The organism is Companilactobacillus sp. FL22-3, assembly GCF_054881455.1.
This window is the reverse complement of sequence record NZ_JBTYYZ010000006.1, coordinates 1-22,221: the sequence shown is the minus strand read 5'-3', so window position 1 is coordinate 22,221 and position 22,221 is coordinate 1. Positions and strand designations below refer to the sequence as shown.

General features: G+C 36.1%; 20 protein-coding genes. 8 read left to right on the top strand and 12 right to left on the bottom strand.

The window, feature by feature from the left end:
- Positions 1-31: 31 nt before the first annotated feature.
- Positions 32-610 carry a ribose-5-phosphate isomerase A gene (locus tag ACYT32_RS06570; RefSeq protein ID WP_395265407.1) on the bottom strand — a complete coding sequence of 193 codons (579 nt, stop codon included), beginning with the start codon at positions 608-610 and terminating at the stop codon, positions 32-34.
- 1,247 nt (positions 611-1,857) lie between these two features.
- Between ACYT32_RS06570 and ACYT32_RS06565 the strand changes: the two genes are divergently transcribed.
- Entirely contained in the window at positions 1,858-3,108 is a 1,251-nt protein-coding gene (locus ACYT32_RS06565; RefSeq protein WP_395265408.1) for an ISL3 family transposase, read from the top strand.
- Positions 3,109-3,241: 133 nt separating this feature from the next.
- Here ACYT32_RS06565 and ACYT32_RS06560 read toward each other — a convergent pair whose 3' ends face one another.
- Together ACYT32_RS06560 and ACYT32_RS06555 are read right to left on the bottom strand one after the other, a co-directional pair.
- Entirely contained in the window at positions 3,242-3,949 is a 708-nt protein-coding gene (locus ACYT32_RS06560; protein WP_395265409.1) for a C40 family peptidase, read from the bottom strand.
- Between the two features lie 212 nt (positions 3,950-4,161).
- A complete protein-coding gene (locus ACYT32_RS06555) occupies positions 4,162-4,719 on the bottom strand; it encodes a guanylate kinase (RefSeq protein ID WP_395265410.1) in 558 nt (185 codons plus the stop codon).
- A gap of 83 nt (positions 4,720-4,802) precedes the next feature.
- Between ACYT32_RS06555 and ACYT32_RS06550 the strand changes: the two genes are divergently transcribed.
- Positions 4,803-5,012 (top strand): DUF2187 domain-containing protein, encoded by a 210-nt coding sequence (locus ACYT32_RS06550; RefSeq protein ID WP_102195489.1) that lies wholly within the window; start codon positions 4,803-4,805, stop codon positions 5,010-5,012.
- Between the two features lie 111 nt (positions 5,013-5,123).
- Here ACYT32_RS06550 and ACYT32_RS06545 read toward each other — a convergent pair whose 3' ends face one another.
- Complete coding sequence (locus tag ACYT32_RS06545) at positions 5,124-5,750, bottom strand: LVIS_2131 family protein (protein WP_395265412.1); 627 nt, start codon at positions 5,748-5,750, stop codon at positions 5,124-5,126.
- A gap of 265 nt (positions 5,751-6,015) precedes the next feature.
- Here ACYT32_RS06545 and nrdH point away from each other — a divergent pair, with 265 nt between their 5' ends.
- From nrdH to nrdF, 4 genes are read left to right on the top strand one after another with little or no spacing between them, the layout of a single operon-like run.
- Positions 6,016-6,246 (top strand): glutaredoxin-like protein NrdH, encoded by a 231-nt coding sequence (gene nrdH, locus ACYT32_RS06540; protein ID WP_395265414.1) that lies wholly within the window; start codon positions 6,016-6,018, stop codon positions 6,244-6,246.
- 1 nt (position 6,247) lies between these two features.
- Complete coding sequence (nrdI, locus tag ACYT32_RS06535) at positions 6,248-6,622, top strand: class Ib ribonucleoside-diphosphate reductase assembly flavoprotein NrdI (RefSeq protein ID WP_395265416.1); 375 nt, start codon at positions 6,248-6,250, stop codon at positions 6,620-6,622.
- Positions 6,609-8,780: a class 1b ribonucleoside-diphosphate reductase subunit alpha gene (gene nrdE / locus ACYT32_RS06530; protein ID WP_395265417.1), complete on the top strand. Its 2,172-nt coding sequence runs from the start codon at positions 6,609-6,611 to the stop codon at positions 8,778-8,780. Before nrdI ends, nrdE begins: the two co-directional genes overlap by 14 nt.
- 15 nt (positions 8,781-8,795) lie before the next feature.
- Complete coding sequence (gene nrdF / locus ACYT32_RS06525; protein ID WP_395265418.1) at positions 8,796-9,821, top strand: class 1b ribonucleoside-diphosphate reductase subunit beta; 1,026 nt, start codon at positions 8,796-8,798, stop codon at positions 9,819-9,821.
- A 101-nt stretch (positions 9,822-9,922) separates the two neighbouring features.
- On the opposite strand, the gene ACYT32_RS06520 is transcribed toward nrdF, so the two are convergent.
- Complete coding sequence (locus ACYT32_RS06520) at positions 9,923-10,372, bottom strand: MarR family winged helix-turn-helix transcriptional regulator (RefSeq protein ID WP_395265419.1); 450 nt, start codon at positions 10,370-10,372, stop codon at positions 9,923-9,925.
- Between the two features lie 266 nt (positions 10,373-10,638).
- On the opposite strand from ACYT32_RS06520, the gene ACYT32_RS06515 reads away from it, so the two are divergent.
- Both ACYT32_RS06515 and ACYT32_RS06510 read left to right on the top strand, forming a co-directional pair.
- The gene (locus ACYT32_RS06515; protein ID WP_395265420.1) at positions 10,639-12,894 is read left to right on the top strand and encodes an L-type lectin family protein; all 2,256 of its coding nucleotides are present in this window, start codon (positions 10,639-10,641) and stop codon (positions 12,892-12,894) included.
- 319 nt (positions 12,895-13,213) lie between these two features.
- A complete protein-coding gene (locus ACYT32_RS06510) occupies positions 13,214-15,454 on the top strand; it encodes a lectin-like domain-containing protein (protein WP_395265421.1) in 2,241 nt (746 codons plus the stop codon).
- 63 nt (positions 15,455-15,517) lie between these two features.
- On the opposite strand, the gene ACYT32_RS06505 is transcribed toward ACYT32_RS06510, so the two are convergent.
- The 7 genes from ACYT32_RS06505 to ACYT32_RS06475 form a co-directional block, all read right to left on the bottom strand.
- Entirely contained in the window at positions 15,518-15,901 is a 384-nt protein-coding gene (locus ACYT32_RS06505; RefSeq protein WP_395265422.1) for a DUF1634 domain-containing protein, read from the bottom strand.
- Positions 15,901-16,746: a sulfite exporter TauE/SafE family protein gene (locus ACYT32_RS06500; RefSeq protein WP_395265434.1), complete on the bottom strand. Its 846-nt coding sequence runs from the start codon at positions 16,744-16,746 to the stop codon at positions 15,901-15,903. Before ACYT32_RS06500 ends, ACYT32_RS06505 begins: the two co-directional genes overlap by 1 nt.
- Positions 16,743-17,219 carry a hypothetical protein gene (locus tag ACYT32_RS06495; RefSeq protein ID WP_395265423.1) on the bottom strand — a complete coding sequence of 159 codons (477 nt, stop codon included), beginning with the start codon at positions 17,217-17,219 and terminating at the stop codon, positions 16,743-16,745. The genes ACYT32_RS06500 and ACYT32_RS06495 overlap by 4 nt, the downstream gene beginning before the upstream one ends.
- A 9-nt stretch (positions 17,220-17,228) precedes the next feature.
- Positions 17,229-18,125 carry an alpha/beta hydrolase gene (locus ACYT32_RS06490; protein ID WP_395265424.1) on the bottom strand — a complete coding sequence of 299 codons (897 nt, stop codon included), beginning with the start codon at positions 18,123-18,125 and terminating at the stop codon, positions 17,229-17,231.
- A gap of 16 nt (positions 18,126-18,141) precedes the next feature.
- The gene (locus ACYT32_RS06485) at positions 18,142-19,338 is read right to left on the bottom strand and encodes an MFS transporter (protein ID WP_395265426.1); all 1,197 of its coding nucleotides are present in this window, start codon (positions 19,336-19,338) and stop codon (positions 18,142-18,144) included.
- Between the two features lie 248 nt (positions 19,339-19,586).
- On the bottom strand, positions 19,587-21,209 hold the full coding sequence (locus tag ACYT32_RS06480) for a helix-turn-helix domain-containing protein (protein ID WP_461793379.1): 1,623 nt from the start codon (positions 21,207-21,209) through the stop codon (positions 19,587-19,589).
- A gap of 311 nt (positions 21,210-21,520) precedes the next feature.
- Positions 21,521-22,021 (bottom strand): Crp/Fnr family transcriptional regulator, encoded by a 501-nt coding sequence (locus tag ACYT32_RS06475; protein ID WP_461793378.1) that lies wholly within the window; start codon positions 22,019-22,021, stop codon positions 21,521-21,523.
- Positions 22,022-22,221: the final 200 nt, after the last annotated feature.

Genomic DNA, 22,221 nt, shown 5'->3' with positions numbered 1-22,221 from the left:
ATCAAATCAGTAACAATTTAGCTCCATTTTTTTATTTTGTTAAATGTTTGATTGTCTCACCATCAGCTAAAAGAGCATCAGTTACAACATCTTTGAAATACGACGTACCCACTACCCCCGTCATACCCAGTAATCGTTCATTGATCGAGGTGATTTTTTCCCAATCAGAGAAATAACAATCAATCAAGCCATTGCCATTTTGCGTCCGCACCATTCCAGCCATATCTTGAGATTGACGCACACTTGCTGTTCCACCCAAATTTTTGACACTGCTTAAAATCTGAGGAATAGCTAACTCAAGGACTTCTAAAGTTAAAGGAATATCTGAGTTTAATTTTTCAGTATAGCGACTAATTGGGGCCATAATGATATATCTCTGAGCTAAATTAGCATAAAGACGCTCAGTAGTGTGAATCCCGCCGTTACTCTTCAATACATTCAATTGATGATCTAAGCTATCACAACCATCAAAGGCCAAGTCAAACTTCTTAACTTGCTCCAGAGGAATTGTAGGAATATTCAATTCTAAACAAAGTTGTCTCGTTTGTTCTGACGGACTAGCGACTGTAATCTTCGACGTATCTAAAGCTGAAGCAATTAATTTCTCCATTATTGACCTTTCAGAAGCAAATTTTTGTACGTTTAATATTTTACAAAAGTTGACACAAAAACTCGATAAAAAAAGCCTGCTAATAAGCAGGCTGCCATGATATTTAAAAGTAGGATAAATATCAACTTCTTTCTTTTTAGATAAACTACGGGGAATAGTTATCTTTAATTTAACTTCGTATCTTTAGGGGGGAGATATTCAAAGTTTAAGTTATATTTTTTAAGGGGATTAATTTTTTATTGTATATATGTTTTAAAGGGTTTATTACTATTCATTGTTTTCAATAATCATTGTTAAAAGGGTTATCTCATCATATTAAGAGATCTATCTCGTCATCCTGTCACCTCTTTGCTTTTGACTATGGTTAAATAATAGCTTTAAAATACGAATTAATTTATAACAATATGTGAAGAATTTTTGACTTTTTTAGTTGTGGTGTGAGTTCACTGCCGGCTTTCGTTCGGCTCTGAGGGGTCTGGAACGCCATGGGCATCGCTTTGAACCAATTGAAGTGCACAATTGTTTCAAAGTCGAGCCTTGTTCTAAGTGTGCTTCGCCCACTAAGAACAATTTCATGGCTGAGACCCCTCAGAGCTCTCACTACAGCCTAGAATGTTAAAACATATTTGGATATCCCTCAAGTGAACAGGTTCAAGAGCTAAGGCAAGTTCAAAGGCTAAAGATTAAGGTCAAGAACTTAAAATCCTAAAAGCAAAAAGAACTGATGATTTCAATTGAAATTAAATAATGTATTGAATTGATATAAACATAAGTCAATTCAATACATTTTTTGTCTTGTCCTTTATCTTTTGCCTTTAAGTACCTAGGTTTTCAGCTTCCACTCCTACCAAGCACAATCAAGAATGTAGGATTTCTATATATATCACTAAAAAATAAAATATGCAGTAGACCTAGTCAGGAGCGGAAGTTCTGGGGGATATCAGTGGTGAAATTTTACTTAATTGGCGGTTTTTGCCAATTTAGTAAAAGGTCGAGCTTGAAGACAAGCGGTTTTCTTGGCTCCAAGTCGACCCACCACGTTCCATATCCCCCAGAACTGGAGCGGATGACGGCAGTGAACCAATCCCCTTCCCTCCATCTAGCCACAAAAAAAGGTTCTATACTTTCTGGTATTGATGAATAATCAATGCCAGTTTTTTTTGTCTCTAGAAAATAAAAAAAGAACATCACTGTTCTCATGTTAAGATTTAAGCGACGAAACCTAATCAAACATGGAGAAAACAATAATGTCCCAAGACAATTCTATACTATGTGCACTTGATATAAAAGACAATAACATGAGTAATGTTTCAGTTAAAGACGCTATGATTAAAAATCGTGGCGTTATAAAACATATAAAAGTCGTAAGTGCCGATTTAACTTATAAACTGTATCGATGTCCACAATGTGGTTTAAACTCATTAGTTAAAAATGGAAAAAGAAAAACTAATGCCAGATTGGCCAGTTTTAACGGTATTGAATATCATTTAGTACTCAATAAACAGCGTTATATTTGTAAGAACTGTGGCAGCACCTGCGGTGCCCACAGCGATCTATTAATCAAAAATCACACTATGACCAAACAAGTTCAAAATAGGATATTCGCTATGGCAAGAGAATCTTTTACATTAACATCTATGGCTAAGATTATCGGAGTATCAGTAAATACAGTAAGTAGAATCTTATATGGCAATATTAAATTACCAAATAGATGTAACGTTCTCCCTGAGAACCTGTGCTTTGATGAATTCCGCTCAGTTAACGGTATATTCACTTTTATAGCTATTGATGCGCAAACGCATCATCTAATTGAACTTATTCATGACCGATTGTCTAAAACAGTAACTGAACACTTTATAAATAACTATAGCTTGTCGGAACGACAAGCAGTAAAGACCGTTTCTATTGATCTGAATGCCAATTATCAGTCAGTCGTTCATAGAATCTTTCCTAATGCTCAAATAATAGTTGATAGGTTTCATATAGTTCAGCTGTGTAGCAGGGCCTTAGATCAGGTTAGAATTAATTATCTGAAAAAGATAAATGATAAACACTCACGCCTATACAAAGTTCTTAAATCCAATTGGCGTCTCTACCATCTGCCTGAGGCAGATGTAGACGACAAGAAAGTAAAGTATATCTTTGGTATCAATGAATATACTACAACACAAAACGTTATCGATATAGCCATTGATAGCTTACCGATTTTTAAAAATACCTATGATGTTTATCAAGGTGTTCAGAAAGCAATACATGAACACGACATATCACTACTCGAAGAAACTATTTACGGGTATAAAAAGAACAACACCGCTATGGATACGTCTATTTCAACGTTACGTAAGAATTTAAATTACGTGAGAAATAGTTGTACAATGTCTTACTCCAATGGTCCCCTTGAAGGGACCATCGGAAAGATAAAAAAGCTCAAACATATCAGTTATGGTTTTAAAAATCTTGACCATTTTCTTAAGAGAATAAGACTTATTTGTGCATAAAAAAGGCATCCTACGAGAGGATGCCTTTCATACAAAAACTATTCATCAATACGATTTGACAAAGAGCCCAAAAAAAAGAACTGTCTTTCGACAGTCCTCTGTATTTGCGAATGATTTTAATTTTGAATGTGAATTATAGAACTTTAACAGCGAATGAAGGCATGAAGTAACCTGAGATTGTTGAAATCTTAACTGATTCGCCTGGTTGTGGTGCAGAGATGTATTGGTTGTTACCTAAGTAGATACCTACGTGGTAAGTTGAACCTTTGCTACCCCAGAACAATAGATCTCCGGCTGATGCTTGAGAAACAGCTTCTTGTGTACCAGCACTTTCTTGAGCTACTGTGTAACCACCGATGCTCTTACCAGTTGCTTCTTGGTATACGTATGATGTGAAACCTGAGCAGTCAAATCCTGAAGGTGTCTTACCACCCCATACATAAGGTGTACCTAAATACTTCTTAGCTGTGTTAACAACGTTTTCAGCTGATGATGTATCTGAAGCAGCTGCTTGTGTAACGGTACTTGCATCTGTAACATCGCTGGCGTTAACCCATTCGTTTGTAGCAACTTGGTACCATGTGTTACCTTGATCATCTTTAACAGCTTGGCCAACTCTCCATGATGAGTTAGCAGCCAATGCACGTCCAGCAGACTTGCCTTGTGCAGATGGTGTTGTGTAAAGCATTGATGTTGTATTTGTACGTACAACTGATGGTGCATTATCTAAAATTTGTGAAGCAGCTTTTGTTGTAGAAGCATTTGATAGACCTAAACCTGTAACTGCCAATGCTGCAGCAGCTGTAAATGAAATAAGACTCTTTTTAACGTTAGTATTCAAAATTGAAATCCCCCGTAATGGTTTGTTTTTTTTTATTGTTTAAATTTTCTTAATTATTAATTTCTTATCACTCAACGATGACTATAATACTCTCTGAATATTGCAGAATTGTTACAACAATTGTATAAGAATGTTACACTTTATTATTCACAATAAAATAAGGTCCTAATCGCTTACATAGAAGTGATTAGGACCTTTTTGTGAAATTAGAATTAATTGATTTTTTCGTTATATAGTATTTTGTTAACGCTTTCTTGTGTTGTTTTTAAGTCATTATTGGTAATTTCATAACTTTTATCTCTCAATTCGGCTGGAATTTGCAAGTCTCGTTGGAATTCGTCGCTCGAAATTCGGGACTGCAAACGGTGCATATCATCCCCACGCACCTCTAATCGTTTAGTGACTGTCGCTAGATCAACTTCTAGAAAAATAACGATTGCCCTTTTTCCATACCTTTCTTTATAAGAAATAGCTCCTTTGGTATCCACCACAATACTGACAACATCATATTGCTGCCACATTTTTTCCAAACTCTCTTCTGAGGAACCATACCAATTACCACTATATTCGACTTTTTCCAGATAATGATTCTTCAAAAAACTTTCTTTAGTCTCAAAATGGTAGTCGACTCCGTCTTTTTCTCCTAGACGTGGTAATCTAGTAGTGTGAGTTATGACACTCGGTATATGATAGGTATCTTGTAAATATTTACTAATTGTCGTTTTTCCGGTTCCACTTGCGCCAGTAATGACGATGATCTTTTTATCCATTCTTGGACTCCCATATTTGAAATATTTCTTCTACTATATTATTATACTAGTCTGTTAAGTAATTAATCCGAGGAGAATTTGCTATGAAAATAGAAGACTTAAAAGTTGGTACAGTTTACGATTGCTCCGTTGATGAAGATATGGATTACCCTTTCCAAGGCAAAGTTGAAAAGATCTACGAACATTCAGCTTTGATGGAAATTGTTAAAAACGATCCTAAAGATAATTCTAATAAGATGGAACTAAACAATAAGATCGTTGTTAGTATCAAAAAAATCAAAAAAGCTAAATAGTAATAATTTTTCAGGCAGGGCCATTGGTCCTGTCTTTTTTTTGTTGTTAGGATTAAAAAAGCCAGAAAATTCAACGACGAATTCTCCGACTCCATGACTTTCTAATAATCATTACTTAACCACATTAATAAATGACCGCGCTGGGACTCTTAAAACACGATAATCCATTGCATAACGGCCTGCTCTCAATCCTAAGCCATTAATGAAATTACTCTTATACTTAGCCTGAACCGTAATTACATAGGCATCTTGATATTTAGAATCCATCTTCTTGATCTTATTCATTGGCCAATCTAATTTTAGACCGGAAACCGTGAATGGTAAGGTCGCATCTGAAATAGCCGCATTTTGACTCGAAACATTATATGTCGAATCATTTACCCAATATTGATAAACATCGGTAGCGTTATTAGATTCTTTCTTATCTATTTTTACGTAATATCCTTGACCATCATTAGTCGTCTGCACGATTAGCGGATCGTAATTATAAGTTACAGCAACTTCTTTTTCATTCGTTAAGTCAACTTTAGTAAACAAGCTTGTATACAACAAACCACTTACAGCCAAAATAACGACTAAAAACTCTATTAAGTCCGTTAAAATAGTTGCCCAGGTTATTTTACCTTTTTGGACTACTAAAATTTTTAAATGTCGATTTCTAATATTAAATACTACAAAGATCAGCAGTGCAACAACAATAATCCATGCAATAATCCCTACAAAATTCCAAGAATTCATAGTTTTCTCCCAACTAAAGTAATTGTTTTAAATTCTACATAACTCTATAATAGTCATTACGCTAATTTTACCACGAATCGAAAAATTATTTGAAAATGAACTGCGAAACGATAGAAAATGTGTGGGTACATGTGTTTGGCGAGTTTTTGTAATGATAGCATAACCACGCTATATCGTGTGCCGTTCGTTATATCAGGTACAATATATTGTGTTTAGAGAATCAAATGATTATACTGATGAAGAACAAGTGAGAGGAAGTAATAACATGAACAACGTAATCGTATATAGCAAGAATAACTGCATGCAATGCAAAATGACTAAAAGATTTTTAAAAGAACACAATGTGCCTTTTGAAGAAAGAAATATCAATCAAGAACCACAATATCTTGATGCTCTCAAACAACAAGGTTTCCAAAGCGTTCCTGTTGTAATGAACTCAAATATGGACCCTATCGTGGGCTTTCGTCCAGACAGTCTAAAGGAGCTTGTGGGATAAAATGAAAGAGATAGCTTATTATTCAATTACCGGTCAAACAAAGCGTTTTGTTAATAAGCTTGGAATCGATGGATATGAAATAAACGATGCCGATCCATTCTATCAGATGGGTCGGCCATTTATTCTAATCGTGCCAGCTTATGACGACGATATGATGGACCCTGTCATCGACTTTCTTCAATATGAAGATAATGCCAAAAATTGTGTTGGGGTTGCCGGGGGTGGCAATCGTAACTTTAATACACTTTACAATCATACGGCGAAAGACATTGCCGCTGGTCTAAATGTGCCAGTTGTCTTCCAATTTGAATTTAATGGTACTCAAAAAGATGTCGAAAAATTTAAGAAAGTAGTGAACGAAATTGGGATTAAATAATTTAGATGCAACTAAGCTCAATTATTTCAAATTGAACAATGAAATCAACATCCCCGTGGATGGAAAAATTCCTTTGAATAAGGATAAAGAGGCCGTCAAAGCTTTTTTTGAAGAGAACGTCAAACCCAATACCATGCAATTTGACAGCTTCTCAGATCATCTTAATTATTTGATCAAGAATGATTTTATTGAAAAAGAAGTTATCTCAGAATATTCAATCGACTTTATTGAAAAACTATATCAAGACCTATTGGATCAACATTTTGAATTTCAATCATTTATGGCAGCTTACAAGTTCTACAATCAATATGCTCTAAAGACTAATGATGGTAACTTCTATCTTGAAAATTATGAGATGAGAATTCTTTTCAATGCACTTTTATACGCCAATGGTGATCAAGAATTAGCTCAAAGTTTAGCCACTGAAATGATTGCCCAACGTTATCAACCCGCTACACCATCTTTCTTAAACGCTGGTCGAAAACGTCGTGGCGAATATGTCTCTTGTTTCTTACTACAAGTTACTGACGATATGAATAGTATTGGTCGTACAATCAACAGTGCGTTACAACTTTCCCGTATCGGTGGTGGAGTGGGTATCACTCTATCTAACCTTCGTGAATCTGGCTCACCTATCAAAGGAGTTGACAACTCATCTTCTGGGGTCTTGCCCGTTATGAAACTACTCGAAGATAGTTTCAGTTACAGTAATCAGCTCGGTCAACGACAAGGTGCTGGTGCGGTCTATTTGAATGTTTTCCATCCTGATATTATTGAATTTCTATCTGCTAAAAAAGAAAATGCCGACGAAAAAGTCCGTGTAAAGACACTATCACTAGGCGTTATTGTGCCAGATAAATATTACGAATTAGTTCGTAACAACGAAGACATGTATTTATTCAGCCCTTATTCCGTTGAAAAAGTCTATGGCGTTCCTTTCTCCTATATTGACATTACGAAAGAATATGACAATCTGGTCAAAGATGATCGTATTAAAAAATATAAGATTGAAGCCCGTGAATTAGAAGACGAAATCAGTAAGTTACAACAAGAATCTGGCTATCCTTACGTACTTAACATTGATACCGTCAACCGTGATAACCCAATCGATGGCAAGATCATTATGAGTAACTTGTGTACTGAAATTCAACAAGTTCAAGTTCCTTCAGAATTAAACGATGCCCAAGAGTACGTTAAATTAGGAACAGATGTCAGTTGTAACCTTGGTTCAACTAATATTCTCAATATGATGCAAAGTCCTGACTTTGGTAAGTCGATCCGTTCAATGACACGTGCCTTGACTTTTGTCAGTGACGCTTCCAACATCGTTGCCGTTCCCCCAGTTGCTAACGGTAATAAAATGAGTCATTCTATCGGCTTAGGCGCTATGGGATTACATACCTTTTTAGCTTGCCATCATCTTGAATACGGCTCACCTGAAGCGATTGAATTTATCAATGTCTACTTCATGCTCTTGAATTATTGGACTTTAGTCGAAAGCAACCAAATTGCTAAAGAACGTCATGAAACATTTGCCAACTTTGAAAAATCAAAATATGCTGATGGTACTTATTTCGATAAATATCTAGCACAGAGCTTTGCTCCTAAACTCGATTCAGTCAAAGCACTCTTTAGTAATATCTTCATTCCTGAAGAAAAAGACTGGGCAGAATTAAAGAACGCCGTTATGCAAGACGGACTTTATAACGCCTACCGCATGGCAGTTGCGCCTACTGGTTCAATTTCTTATATCAACAATACCAGTGCTAGTTTACAACCAGTCACTCGTTTGGTTGAAGAACGCCAGGAGAAGAAAAATGGTAAATTGTATTTCCCTGCTCCATTCCTAAGCAATGATACAATCAAGTATTATAAATCAGCTTATGATACTGACATGCGTAAGGTAATCGACACTTATGCCTCCGCTCAAGAACACATTGATCAAGGTATGAGTTTGACACTCTTTATGCGTTCAGAAATTCCAGCCGGACTATACGAATGGAAAGCTGCAGACGATACTAAGCAAACAACTCGTGACCTCAGTATTTTACGTAATTATGCTTACTACAAGGGAATCAAGTCGCTTTACTACGTCAGAACCTTTACAGAAAATAACGATGAAATCGGCAGTAACGAGTGTGAAAGCTGCTCAATCTAGGAGGAAATTTTTATAATGGTCGATACATATTACAAATCAATGAATTGGAATAAACTGGAAGACCAGATCGACAAGGAAACTTGGGAAAAGTTAACTTCACAATTTTGGCTCGATACTCGTATCCCTCTTTCAAATGATTTAGACGACTGGCGTACTTTAAACGACGCTGAACAGACCGTAGTTGGTCATGTCTTTGGTGGCTTAACATTACTTGATACTTTGCAATCGCAAGACGGTATTCAAGCTATGCTCAAAGATACTCGTACTCAAGCAGAGACAGCTGTTTTCAATAACATTGAATTCATGGAATCAGTCCATGCCAAAAGTTACTCCTCAATTTTCAGTACCTTAAACAGTGCCGAAGAGATCGAAGAGATTTTTGACTGGACCGATCATAACGAATATCTCCAGAACAAAGCTAAGTTCATCAATGAAATTTACCAAAATGGCGCACCTCTTCAAAAGAAGGTCGCAAGTGTCTTCCTAGAAAGCTTCTTGTTCTACTCTGGTTTCTACACTCCGCTTTATTATCTAGGTAATAATAAGTTGGCCAATGTCGCGGAAATCATCAAGTTGATTATTCGTGATGAATCTGTGCACGGAACTTATATTGGTTATAAATTTCAATTGGGATTCAACGAATTGAGTGAAGACAAACAATCTGAACTAAAAGATTGGATGTATGATTTACTTTACACGCTTTACGATAATGAAGAGAAATATACACGTGAGTTATACAAAGATGTTGGTTGGGTCGACGAAGTCCTCGTCTTCCTTCGTTATAACGCCAACAAAGCACTGATGAACTTGGGTCAGGAGCCTCTATTCCCTGATGGCAATGCCGAAGATGTTAACCCTATCGTTATGAACGGTATCTCAACTGGAACTAGCAACCATGACTTCTTCTCACAAGTTGGTAATGGCTACTTGATGGGTAAAGTTGAAGCTATGAAAGATTCCGATTACGACATTGGTCGGACTGGTGACAATAAGACTCCAGACTCTGATTCTCTTTTTAATAAAGTTAAAAAACTAAAATAAATTAATCTAATATTCAAGTACAAACAAAGAGCCTCTGATTCCAATGAGAATCAGAGGCTCTTTTATTTGCGACAAACTATATGATACAGCTTGCTAGTCTGTTAACTATTAATATTTTCAAACATTTTTTTAGATAATTGTTCCATCGTGCTCCACTCTTCTTGAGTGAAATTACTCTTTTGGATTAAAATTTCTGGTAATTTATTAACTGACTCACGTTTTTTCTTTCCCGCTTCAGTCAAATGGATATCGACCACTCTTTCATCGGCTTTACTACGTTGGCGAATGACTAATCCGTCGTTCTCCATTCGTTTTAATAGAGGTGTCAACGTTCCAGAATCTAGTGACAATAGTTCACCCAAACGCTTAACGGTTACTTCTTCATACTGATATAACGCTACTAAAACGAGATACTGAGGATAGGTCAAACCATGCTTTTTGAGTCCGTCATGGTACAACTTTTGAATTGATCTTGAGGTTGCATATAAAGAAAAACACAGATGGTCATTTAATGGGATTGGTTGACTACTATCAATATTTACTTTAGACATTAATATCCCTCCTATTAGCTATTATTTCCTTATTCTAAGCTTCTTGAAAGCGATTGTAAATTATTTTATTTCACACAATTTAATTGATTTCGTTATGAAATAAATTGTTGTAAAAAATTTTTGCTCAATTTTTATAAAGATATTTTTAGAAAAAGTAATCATTTTATTTGAACAAAAAAATTCCTATATGTTACAATTTGTCTGCAAATATGAATAACTACCACAAAATCAATAGAGAAGATTATACCAATTTGAGAGGTATTCTTATGAATAAAATTAATTGGCAAAGACTACTACCACGTCTACCACTTATTTTTGTTGGCGCCATTTTACTGATATTCTTACTTTTGCAGACAAATTGTCTGATTGTTAAGGCCGATAATGCAGATTATGATCATGCTTTAGCGACCGCACCCAAAGGACTAGCATGGGATCCGGACAATTTCGTAATTGCTAAGTTCCCATCCAAGCCAAGTTCTTCTAAAGGATCTGACATTAATAATGCGTCTATTGTCAAGTCAACTAATCCAAATAACCTAGATACGAGTATTATTTCCCTAACGAACGGAACTTATCAAACTGGTGCTGTTTGGAGTAACTTTAGCAAAGACAATTACTTTGACCTCAGTCACCCACAAGTTGCTTCCATGTGGCTTTACTTCGGTAATACTGGTGATCATCCTGCCGATGGAATGGCTTTTGTTTTACAACATGACTCGGAAAATGCCATCGCACTTTCGGCTGACGGGACACCTGTTAATGGGCAATCCTTAGGAGTCTGGGGAGCCGATTGGGATTATAACCAAGGTGATAGTAAAGTTATTGCCAAAACTGCTATTCAAAATAGTTGGGCCTTAGAGTTTGATACTTTCGTCAATGATCTGACACAATACGATAAGCTCTCGGGTGAAGGTGTTTCCTTTGACGCGTATTTCAATCGTGGTCAACACATAGCCACAGGTTATCCTGGCGATTATCAAAACTATACTGCTCGTATAGCCCAGGGTCCCAACGGTCAAGTTCGTTATTACTATACAATGAGTCATACAGGTTATATCGGTGACGATTTAACAATAGTTGATAGCCATTGGCATCATGTGACAGTCAAATGGACTCCTCCAACTGATCCTTCAAGTTCAATCGGTAAAATAGCCTACTATTTCAATGATAAAGATCCCAATGGCTCAGCAAATATTCCTAATAATGAACGACACTTAGCCGTTGATGTAGATATTAAAAAATTTAATTTTCAAAAACCGGACGAACCTAAGCGCTTATATTGGGGCTTTACTGGTTCGACTGGTAAATTTTTTGAAAATAATCTAGTTATCTTTGAATCTCTACCTTCATTCGTTGATGCAGAGGCTAGTGCTACTATTCATAATGATACCCAAAACAAGGACATTATTAGTACTAGTACCGCCGACGTCAATGACGAAATCACGTATACTTATAATTTGAATTATAAGGGTTGGACTAAAGAATGGACTAAAATAAATGCTAAAATGGACATTCCTCAAAATGTCTCATTGACCAGCGGCAGCGTTTATTACCCAACAACTGGAAAGACCTATCAAATTCCAGCTAGTGCATTTACTGATCCAAAATTAGTTAAATATTTACTACCCGAATCGTTAAACAACAAAAGTCGAACTGCGGTCATTAAACTACACGGTAATACTGCTAAAACCGCTCCAACTCTCTTAACTGTTCCCAAAGCTCAAGGAATCTTTGAAGGTGATAATTTAATTACCAACACAACTGCACCAGGTTTCCAGATCAGATCTCGATTATTGAAGCTTGATAGTAATTTCCCTAATCACAAAAAAATCAATCCTGGTGAAGATGTCGACGTTGATGGTCAATTGTATTATACAAATAACAATACTATAGTTAATTCTAATATAACGGTTCATCCCACTTTAAATGGTAAGAGTTTACCGGCATTCAAATTAGACGACAAGGATCCAGCTGGTTCGTTTAAGATTCACTTGGACCACAGTCAGTTTAAAAATCCATCGATCAATACCTTATCTTTCTTCGCTATCGATACTTCTAGAAACATCTCTAATCCCCTAAATAAAGTGATTGAAATCGGTAGTAGCGTTTCCTTAGATGTCAGCAAAAATGTTGCTTTTAATGATATTAAATTCTCAAAAGGTAATCAGATCATCTCCAGAAAACCTGGCTGGATCGTTAAAGTAACTGATAACCGTAATTCTGGAAATTCTTGGCGTTTGGAAGCCAAAGGGTCACCCTTGATCAATATCACAAACAAGACGCAGACACTCAATGGTAATATGCTTTTTAAGGATTCATTTGACCAAATTTTTCCGCTCGACAAGAATGTGCAAATCTCTCAAAATACTAAAACTAGCGATGAAGAACAAATCACTGACGTCACTCAAACTTGGACTTCTGACAATGGAATTCTTCTATCGCTTCTAAAGCCATCCCTAGCAGGAACATACCAAGGTGTAATTGATTGGACCTTAGTAGATTCAATACAAAAGAAAAGCTGATAAAACAATCTTTTAATTGAAAAAGTTCGATGTGAATTTAAAAAAATTCATATCGAACTTTTTTGTTATCCAAAAATGCAAACAAAATTAGATATTCGCTCCACCCTACTTCATCTTTCGAAACAATTTATTTAATGATAAGTTCAGTTAAATAAATTGTTCCGAAAGATTTTTTACTCATTTTTTATAAAGAAACTTGTGCAAAAAATAAGCAGCTTTTTCAAATAAAAGAAATCCCATATGTTACAATTTGTCCGAAAATATAAATAACTACCACAAAAATAATAGAAAAGTTTATACCAATTCGAGAGGTATTCTTATGAATAAAATTAATTGGCAAAGACTACTACCACATCTTATCTTCGCTTGTGCTGTTTTTCCGATATTCTTTCTTTTACAGGCAAACTATCTAACTGTCAAAGCCAACAACGCAGATTATGATCATGCTTTACAAACTACACCCAAAGGACTAGCTTGGGATCCGGACAATTTCGTAGTTGCTAAATTCCCATCCAAACCAAGCTCTTCTAAAGGGTCTGATATTAATAATGCAACTATTGTAAACTCAACTAATCCAAACAATCCCGATACTAGTGTTATCTCCTTAACAAACGGAACATATCAAACTGGTGCCGTTTGGGGTAATTTATCTGCAAAAAATTATTTCGATCTCAATCACCCACAAGTTGCTTCCATGTGGCTTTACTTCGGTAATACCGGTGACTATCCTGCTGATGGAATGGCTTTCGTTTTACAAAATGATCGTCTGGGAGAAAATGCAATTGCACTTTCGGCTGACGGGACACCTGTTAATGGACAGTCTTTAGGGGTCTGGGGAGCTGATTGGGATTATAACCAAGTTCAGACTCAAGCTGTTGCCGACACTGCTATTAAAAACAGTTGGGCTTTGGAATTTGATACCTTTGTCAATAATTTGACACAATATGATCAACTTTCTGGAGAAGGGGTTTCTTTTGATGCCACTTTCAATCGTGGTCAACATATAGCCACAGGCTATCCTAATGATCCCCTTAATTACGTTCTTCAAACGGCTTACGGTCCAAACGGCAAAGTTCGTCATTACTTTACAATGAAACACACTGGTTATATTGGCGATAACTTAAAAATAGTTGACAGTCGCTGGCACCATGTAACTGTTAAATGGATGCCTCCGACTGATTCTTCAAGCTCAATCGGTAAAATGGCCTACTATTTCAACGATAAAGATCCTAACGGTTCGACGACTATCCCTGATGATGAACGAGAATCAATTGTTGATGTAGATACAAAAAAATTTAATCTTGATAACGAAGATGGTTCCAAGCGCTTATATTGGGGCTTTACTGGTTCGACTGGTCAATATTTTGAAAATAACCTAGTTGTTTTTGAATCTTTGCCTTCATTTGTTGCAGCTGAAGCCAGTGCTACTATTCATAATGATACTCAAAACAAAGAAATTGTTAGCACTAGTACCGCCGATCCCAATGATGAAATCACGTATACTTATAATTTAAATTATATCGGTTGGACTAGAGACTGGGACAAAATAAATGCTAAGATGGATATTCCTCAAAACGTCTCATTGACCAGTGGTAGCGTTTATTATCCGACAACTGGAAATACCTATCAAATTCCAGCCAGTGCATTCGCTGATCAAAAATTAGTTAAATATTTACTACCCGAATCGTTAAGCGACAAAAGCCCAACTGCGGTCATCAAACTACACGGTAATACTGCTAAAACTGCTCCAACCATCTTAACCGTTCCTCAAGCTCAGGGAATCTTTGAAGGTGATAATCTCATCACCAACACCACAGCACCAAGTTTCAAGATCAAAGCTCGAGTGTTGAAACTAGATAGTGATTTTCCTAATTACATAAAAATCAATCCCGGTGAAGATGTCGACGTTGATGGTCAGCTATACTACACAAATAATAATCCTATGATCAACTCCAATATAACAGTTCATCCCACTTTAAATGGTGTAGCTTTACCAACATTCAAATTAGACAACAACGATCCAGCTGGTTCATTTAAGATTCACTTAGATCACACTCAGTTTAAAAATCCATCGATCAATACCTTATCCTTCTTCGCTAATGACACTTCTGGTGATGTTTCCAATACACTAAGTAAAGTGATTGAAATCGGTAGTAGTGTTTCATTAGACGTCAGTCCAACTGTCGCTTTTAATGATGTTAATTTTTCGACAGCCAATAAGATCATCTCTAGAAAACCGGGCTGGGCTGTTAAGGTAACCGATAGCCGTGGTTCTGGAAATTCTTGGCGTTTGGAAGCCCAAGGATCATCACTGATAAATACGTCAAGCAAAGAGACACTCAATGGTAATATGATTTTTAAGGATTCGTCTAACACAATTTTTCCGCTTGATAAAAATGTGCAGATCGCTCAAAATACTAAAACTAGCGATGAAGAACAAATCACTGATGTCACTCAAACTTGGACTTCTGACAATGGTATTCTCCTATCGCTTCTAAAGCCATCCCCAGCAGGAACATACCAAGGTACAATTGATTGGACCTTATCTGATTCACTATAAAAGCCCTGATTCTAAAAGAATCAGAGCTTTTTTAAATTATTTATATTATTTTCTCAGCCATTTCTAACTTCGATAACCTAAAAACATTGCAAACATTAAAATAACTAAAACAACCGTAGTTATAACAACGTATAACGTATCATGCTCTTTATAAAAAGCATAAATGGAAACAATCACTCGCAAAACAGGTGTCAAAATCAACAAGAAAACACCGAACATGATAACGGCATATGACTTTCCTGCCGCTATTCCAGCAAAGATGGCTGAAAATCTACGTGGAAATTCAATTATCGTTTGACCGTCCTTAACAACAGTTGGGTAACCTGATCCATTCATAAAATATAAACCAATACCGATCAAAATCACGATAGCTGAAGTAATAACACCAATTCTTAAAATTTGACCGATAATAACTTCAACCTTGCGTGTCTCTTCATGTGATTGCATCAAATATTCACCCCAAATCCCTTCAGAGCCATTTGCACTCCCATATACAAGATGATAGGAATGAAAATCATTCTGATAACTCTAGGCTTTAATACCTGCATCAAACGAGCACCAATCGTTGCACCAGCTAGAACACCAATGGCTAATGGTGCAGCAATATCTGGTCGAATCGAACCATTGAAAAAGTAAACTGTCGCACTGGCAGCCGCTGTAACACCCATCATTAAATTACTCGTAGCACTCGATGGCTTCAAAGGCATCTTCATGATCGTGTCCATAGCAATGACCTTAAAGGCTCCACTACCGATACCTAACAAACCGCTAGCTAATCCGGCGGCCCACATCATAATGAAACCACCAGGGATATTTTTCATCGAATAGTCAATTTGTTTATTTTCAGCCTTATCATAATAAGTACTAGCTAATTTGAACTTTTGGACTGTCGGACCGATTTGTGTATAGACAGCCTCACCCTTTTTATCGAACAATTTCCGAATCATGTTATATGTAGAATAAAGTAAGAAAAATCCAAATAATACATATAAGAAATTACTTGAAAATAGACCTACTAGTAACGCCCCCATAATCGCCCCAACAGTCGTGGCAATCTCCAGAAACATCGCTACCCGCAGATTCAGCATATCATCCTTCAAATAGGCAATCGTTGAACCAGAACTAGTTGCAATAACGGAGATGATACTGGCACCGATCGCATACTTAATATCTAACCCCATCATAATGGTTAGCACCGGCGTGATAATCATCCCGCCACCAATACCTAAAATTGCTCCTAGAACTCCAGCTGCAACACCCATGACAATGAGCAGTAGCATTGAATTCATTATTTTTCCTCTTTTTCTTCTTCGTCTTTTTTAGAAAAATTCTCTACAGAAGTTTCGTAGTTATTTTTCATTATATCCATTGTCTGTTTAATTTCATTTTTTTGCAAAGCTTTTTCTGAAATTAAATCGATATGAAATTTAGAGACGTTCAAATAATCGCAAGCTGTCGAAAGATAAATCTTAGTTTCAACTTCAGCGTCATCATCGAAGAAATGTGTTACTTTTTTAGCATCATCAAAAGGCAGATTGATTACACCAGTTTCTAAATAGTAATTTATTTCAAATTCTGCATCAGCCACATGGATCATAACTTGAGAAAGTTTATTATCGGCTAGATCCTTTTCAATTTGTTCTTTGGCCTTCTCAACCGACCAGAGATCTTCTTGAAGCAAGTCATCCTTACTAATTTCTAAACTAGTTTGGTTGAATTTTCCTTCCTGAATGTTTTCAATAAAATCAGCAATTTTAATTTTCATACTTCTCTCCTAAAGGTACTTTTTTAAAAAGTTTTCCACAGCCATTTGATATTTTTTTGAATCAATGTAATAGCTTCTGATATGAACGCCAAGGCCTTGATAGATCTCTCGAGGGAATTTTCCACATGTGGATAACTCCGCCTGCATTTCAAAGGGAACTGTAAAATCGTTTTTACCATGCATAAATAATAATGGCAATTGATTTTGATTCAGTGCTTTTCTACAGTCGGTCTGGCGATACCAAAAACCAGCTCGTAATTTAGAAACTAACGATATCCCACTGATCAACAGTTTACCCTTAATATGATACCGCTTTTGACAATGATAACTTAAAATATCGCTGGCACTCGTGTATCCAGAATCTTCAATTATCAGTTTAACATTTTTTGGCAGCTCATACTGTGAAGTTAACATAACTGTTGCGCCTCCCATTGAAGCTCCAAATAAGATTATTTTATCTTGTGGCCTTCTTTGCAAAGTTTCATTGATCCAGTCCAAGACATCCAAACTTTCCAAGTAGCCCCAGCCTAAATATTTTCCTTCACTTTTACCAGCCGCTTGATTGTCAATTTGCAACACATTGCAACCAAGTTTATCGAACAGCTGCCCGTGTACATTCAAGGAATTATGGTCGACGCCAAAACCATGTACCATAATGACTGTCACATTCGTCCCATTATCGGTGAACCAGCCAAAAAGCCGATTATTAGTCTGGCTGGAGTGAATTTGCCATTCTTGCTTATTTTTTTGAACAAACTTTTCAGTTGCCTCTGCCAGTCCTGCATCTAATTTCACTTTAGGTGCCTCAGTTCCTAAAGCTTTCGAACCTCGTTTTTGAACGTATAAAAAAAAGGCGTTCAGAATTAGAACGGCTAGCAACAACAATACCAACAAAATAATTATCATGATATTACCTCACTTACTACCCTAATTCTTTCACACCTAGCATTGCTATAGCAACTAAAATCATCGAAATTGTGATTCCCACGAACAACATTGAAAATGACAATGCTGTAACGATCAAACTACCAGCGTAAGGACCGATTGCCCGTCCTAATGAGCCAAAAATACTGTAGAAACTTTGGAAAGTTCCGCGATTCTTATTAGTCGACATCTTGCTTAATAAGGCTGGAATAGTTGGGAAGACCATTGATTCCCCAATTGTCAGAACTAACATACTGATGACATAGGACAAGTATGAATTAGCTTCTGGCAACAACAGGAATGATAATCCCATAATAATCGTTCCTATAAAAATTTGATATTTTAATAATTTGAAGAACTTTGAAACGACACGATTCATTACTGGTTGAATGATCAATAATGAACCGGCATTAATCGTAAAGACCAAACCATATTCACGGGTCGTATAACCTTGATTCAGCATGTAGGCTGATAGGTTACTGTCCCATTGAGAATATCCTAACCAAACAATGAAGATCGAAGCACAAATAATGAACAGATTGACTGTAAAACGACTGGCTCCAATCTTGATCTTAGGGTCGACTGTATCGCTAGTAACGTAGTTATGAACTGTTTCACTCTCGTCATCATGCTCTTGAACATGATCTAATAGATTAGCTTTCAATAACAAAATAATCGCACTGATTATGAAAAGCAGCATTGGAATAAAGAAAGTCAAAAAGATGCTCCACTTGAAAATAAAACCTACAGCTGTTGATCCAATCGCAATACCAATATTGGCCGCCAAATACATATTATTGAAAATAACTCGGCTATTGCTTAACATCTGTTCCGCAATAAAGGCTGTATAGGCATTAACCGCAGTATAAACTAACCCCATACCGAATCCTAAAATAAATAACATGATCGCATACGTTGGCCAAACATGATGGATCGACATACCGAATAGCGAGACGATTGAAATCGCATAACCGATATATAACGTTCCACGTTTGGAAAAACGATCAAACATCACCCCTCCAAGAGCATTGCCGATCATCATAAAAGCTGAATAGACCATCAAAGCAAATCCAGCTGTCACCAAAGACTCATGCAAGTTCTTATGAATAAAAATTGTATTTACTGGCAGAATGAATCCCATTACCAAATTAAAAGTAATGTTCAAAATCAGCAGCCAAAGTCGTTGAGCGCGCATCTTTTTCACCTCTTCTATATTTTTTTCAATAAAAAAACCATGGCATAAAGCAACCATGGTTTTAGTTGGTAGTACTCAAAAGAGTAATTGAGTCCCTGTTCACATCAGTTTCTCAAAGATATCCCTCACAATCCGGTGAGTAGTGCTTGATATCCTACCTCATAAGTGCCGTCCAAATTCGACGGCTCTCGACTCATCGCACAATGTGTATCATAATATATTCTGAAAATAGTTGCAACTATTTTCAACTAAAGATTAGGATTTTCAGTAACCTTTTCTTCCGTCCAAATCTTATAGATCAAGTTCAATAAACCACCCATTTGGCCATCAACTCCGTTATACATCCAACGATAGATGCAGACGTCTTTTTTCATAGAATCTTCCGGTGGGGTAGTACTGTTGGCGGTAACCACAATATCAGCTTCCTTAGGATCACTGACGATCTTAGCATATGGCAAAGATTGTAAAGTTACTGAGAGATCTGAATAAACTAGGAAGAATGACTCTAATTCTAAATAAACTTTAACTTGAATATTCTTGTTGTAAAGTGAGAAGAAACGATAGGCAATCGCATAAATAGCTTCAGAAATTTGTTTTGACTTGCCATTCAAGGATTGATACTTGTCACGTAGCATCAGATGTTGCACAGTTGAATAAATCTTACTCTGTAGGTCTTCATCATTCAATTTACTCATCGCATCGCCGAAGCCAGAATATAAGTTCAAAATTTCGATATAATTACGGTCTAAGGCTAAGACGCCGATGATACAAGTTGTCAAATTATATTTATATCTTAAGAATTCCGAATGGGACATCGCCATATCGGAAACAGTCTGTTCGACGTCAATCGGAATCAATTCCAAGAAGTCGTCAATAAAGTTGGCGAACAAGGGATTATATCTGACTAATTGTTTAGAGACAGATTGTAAATAATCTTCTGATACTTCAAAAGTTGCTGGTACGCACATTAAGAGGATATAGAAATCAGCTGATTGGAACATTTGCTCTTCATAACTAACATCTTCTTGAATCGCACGTTTCAACTCACGGACTTTTTTACTGCTGAAGTCGCCTTCAAGCATTGGACCGGCACTCTCAAAAATGTTTGGGAAAGGATAGTTGATGACATTCAAAGCGTCCATATTTTGAACGTGATTGCCATCGATGATCCGATACAAATGCGCCATAACTACGTAAGCATAAAACATCTTTGTAATATCATTCGTTGGTTTGAGGCGATATTTATCTAAGGCAATGTCAACGACTTTAAAAGCAACTGATTGCTTAAAGTCTTCAAAAGGCCAGACATATCCTCTCGTAGCATTCCAATACAAGGCAGCGATTGCCAGACGAATCGATTCTTCGTCCCCAACAAAGCGCATAGGTTCGTAAGCAATTCTGACACCAAAACGTTTCAAATAGCCTCTCATAGGCTTTAGATGGCGTAGAACAGTTGCCTTGCTACTTTCTAATGTCTCGTAGAAATGTTTGAAAGAACTTTCCTTATCCTTAACGATAGCGTCCAAGAATAAATAGCCATCGGAATTAGTCGTTAAATAAGCATGATAAGCGTCACGAGTCACATTGAACATTTCTTCAGTTGAATACTTGTCTTTTTTCAGGATCTTCTTAAAATCATCCTGAATACCAAGAAATGTATTATAAACACTACCATAACTCTTATTCAATTGATAAGCGGCCTTACGCAAGTTAATATCCTTAACTTTGATATTACGATCACGATAAGTTCCAATTAAATCAGCACTGGCTAAAGTAGTCATTCTGATTAATTTTATCTTATTAAACAATTGAATTTTTTCAATTTCTGATTTTGATAGAAATAAGTCAGTAAAGCTATCCAAGAACTCCACCCCCGTAGATGTAGATGCAATTTACTCTATTATAATAGATATGCGCTTACTTTTTTTAAAACATTTATATTATAGTAAATAAATTTATGTTTTTATAACCTGTTTTATGTCCAATTGCGAATAATTAGACACAATATTTATTGAAATCTGCACACATTTTATAATATCTATACCAATAAGTTATTTTACGCCTTATTTTAAATAAGTATAGTGCCTACTTGCTCCTTATTTCCAAAAACAACAATTTTCATAAAAAAGAAAAAAAAGAGATTGGATTTTTCCCAATCTCTTTTTCAGTTAAATTATAAATTCTACGCTGGTAATTTATTTTTAAAGATGTTTTTTCTGATCCAAGGAATAACCCAATAATCCAAACCGATTTTACCAGCATTAAATCCACCAATAATAATGAAGTATTCCAAGAAAATGTATTGTGGATTGACGGAGATTGCACCTGCTAGTAAGTATGAAAAGTTCATCATCAAACCAAAGAATACCGCAGCAGTTGTTAAACAACCAAAAATCAATCCTAAACCAACTAATAATTCTCCCCACGAAACAATAAGACTCATACCTTTATAGTGAGGCAGGATAGCACTCAACATACTATTGAACCATGGATAAAGAACTTTGCCTGTAGGTCCTTTAACTGGGTTCTTAATAGCATTAGCAACTAAACCCTTAACGGCCATCGATGCACCGCCAGTTACCTTTTCAAATCCAGCCATTGTCCATTCAATTCCTAAAAAGACTCTGATGATAGTTAAAAGAATCGTAGCGATTTTATTATTGCGCAAAAAATTTATCATCATTTTTCCCCTTTCGATATAAGAATATATTTATTATAATTCAAAAAAAGATTTTATTTCATAATTTTCATAAACTAAAATATATTTGTTATTTTCATAAGTTTTTTGAAAATTAAGTTTTTATCGCTTATATCGGTAGGGCCAGTTTTTGCAATGAAATATCTGTATCACCATTATTTTTAACGCTGAAAATATTAGAAGAT

Excerpts from the sequence above, each read along its gene's own strand:
- ACYT32_RS06570 (WP_395265407.1), bottom strand. The coding sequence starts at position 610 with ATGGAGAAATTAATTGCTTCAGCTTTAGATACGTCGAAGATTACAGTC.
- ACYT32_RS06565 (WP_395265408.1), top strand. The coding sequence starts at position 1,858 with ATGTCCCAAGACAATTCTATACTATGTGCACTTGATATAAAAGACAAT.
- ACYT32_RS06555 (WP_395265410.1), bottom strand. The coding sequence starts at position 4,719 with ATGGATAAAAAGATCATCGTCATTACTGGCGCAAGTGGAACCGGAAAA.
- ACYT32_RS06550 (WP_102195489.1), top strand. The coding sequence starts at position 4,803 with ATGAAAATAGAAGACTTAAAAGTTGGTACAGTTTACGATTGCTCCGTT.
- ACYT32_RS06545 (WP_395265412.1), bottom strand. The coding sequence starts at position 5,750 with ATGAATTCTTGGAATTTTGTAGGGATTATTGCATGGATTATTGTTGTT.
- nrdH (WP_395265414.1), top strand. The coding sequence starts at position 6,016 with ATGAACAACGTAATCGTATATAGCAAGAATAACTGCATGCAATGCAAA.
- nrdI (WP_395265416.1), top strand. The coding sequence starts at position 6,248 with ATGAAAGAGATAGCTTATTATTCAATTACCGGTCAAACAAAGCGTTTT.
- nrdF (WP_395265418.1), top strand. The coding sequence starts at position 8,796 with ATGGTCGATACATATTACAAATCAATGAATTGGAATAAACTGGAAGAC.
- ACYT32_RS06520 (WP_395265419.1), bottom strand. The coding sequence starts at position 10,372 with ATGTCTAAAGTAAATATTGATAGTAGTCAACCAATCCCATTAAATGAC.
- ACYT32_RS06515 (WP_395265420.1), top strand. The coding sequence starts at position 10,639 with ATGAATAAAATTAATTGGCAAAGACTACTACCACGTCTACCACTTATT.
- ACYT32_RS06510 (WP_395265421.1), top strand. The coding sequence starts at position 13,214 with ATGAATAAAATTAATTGGCAAAGACTACTACCACATCTTATCTTCGCT.
- ACYT32_RS06505 (WP_395265422.1), bottom strand. The coding sequence starts at position 15,901 with ATGCAATCACATGAAGAGACACGCAAGGTTGAAGTTATTATCGGTCAA.
- ACYT32_RS06495 (WP_395265423.1), bottom strand. The coding sequence starts at position 17,219 with ATGAAAATTAAAATTGCTGATTTTATTGAAAACATTCAGGAAGGAAAA.
- ACYT32_RS06490 (WP_395265424.1), bottom strand. The coding sequence starts at position 18,125 with ATGATAATTATTTTGTTGGTATTGTTGTTGCTAGCCGTTCTAATTCTG.
- ACYT32_RS06485 (WP_395265426.1), bottom strand. The coding sequence starts at position 19,338 with ATGCGCGCTCAACGACTTTGGCTGCTGATTTTGAACATTACTTTTAAT.
- ACYT32_RS06475 (WP_461793378.1), bottom strand. The coding sequence starts at position 22,021 with ATGATGATAAATTTTTTGCGCAATAATAAAATCGCTACGATTCTTTTA.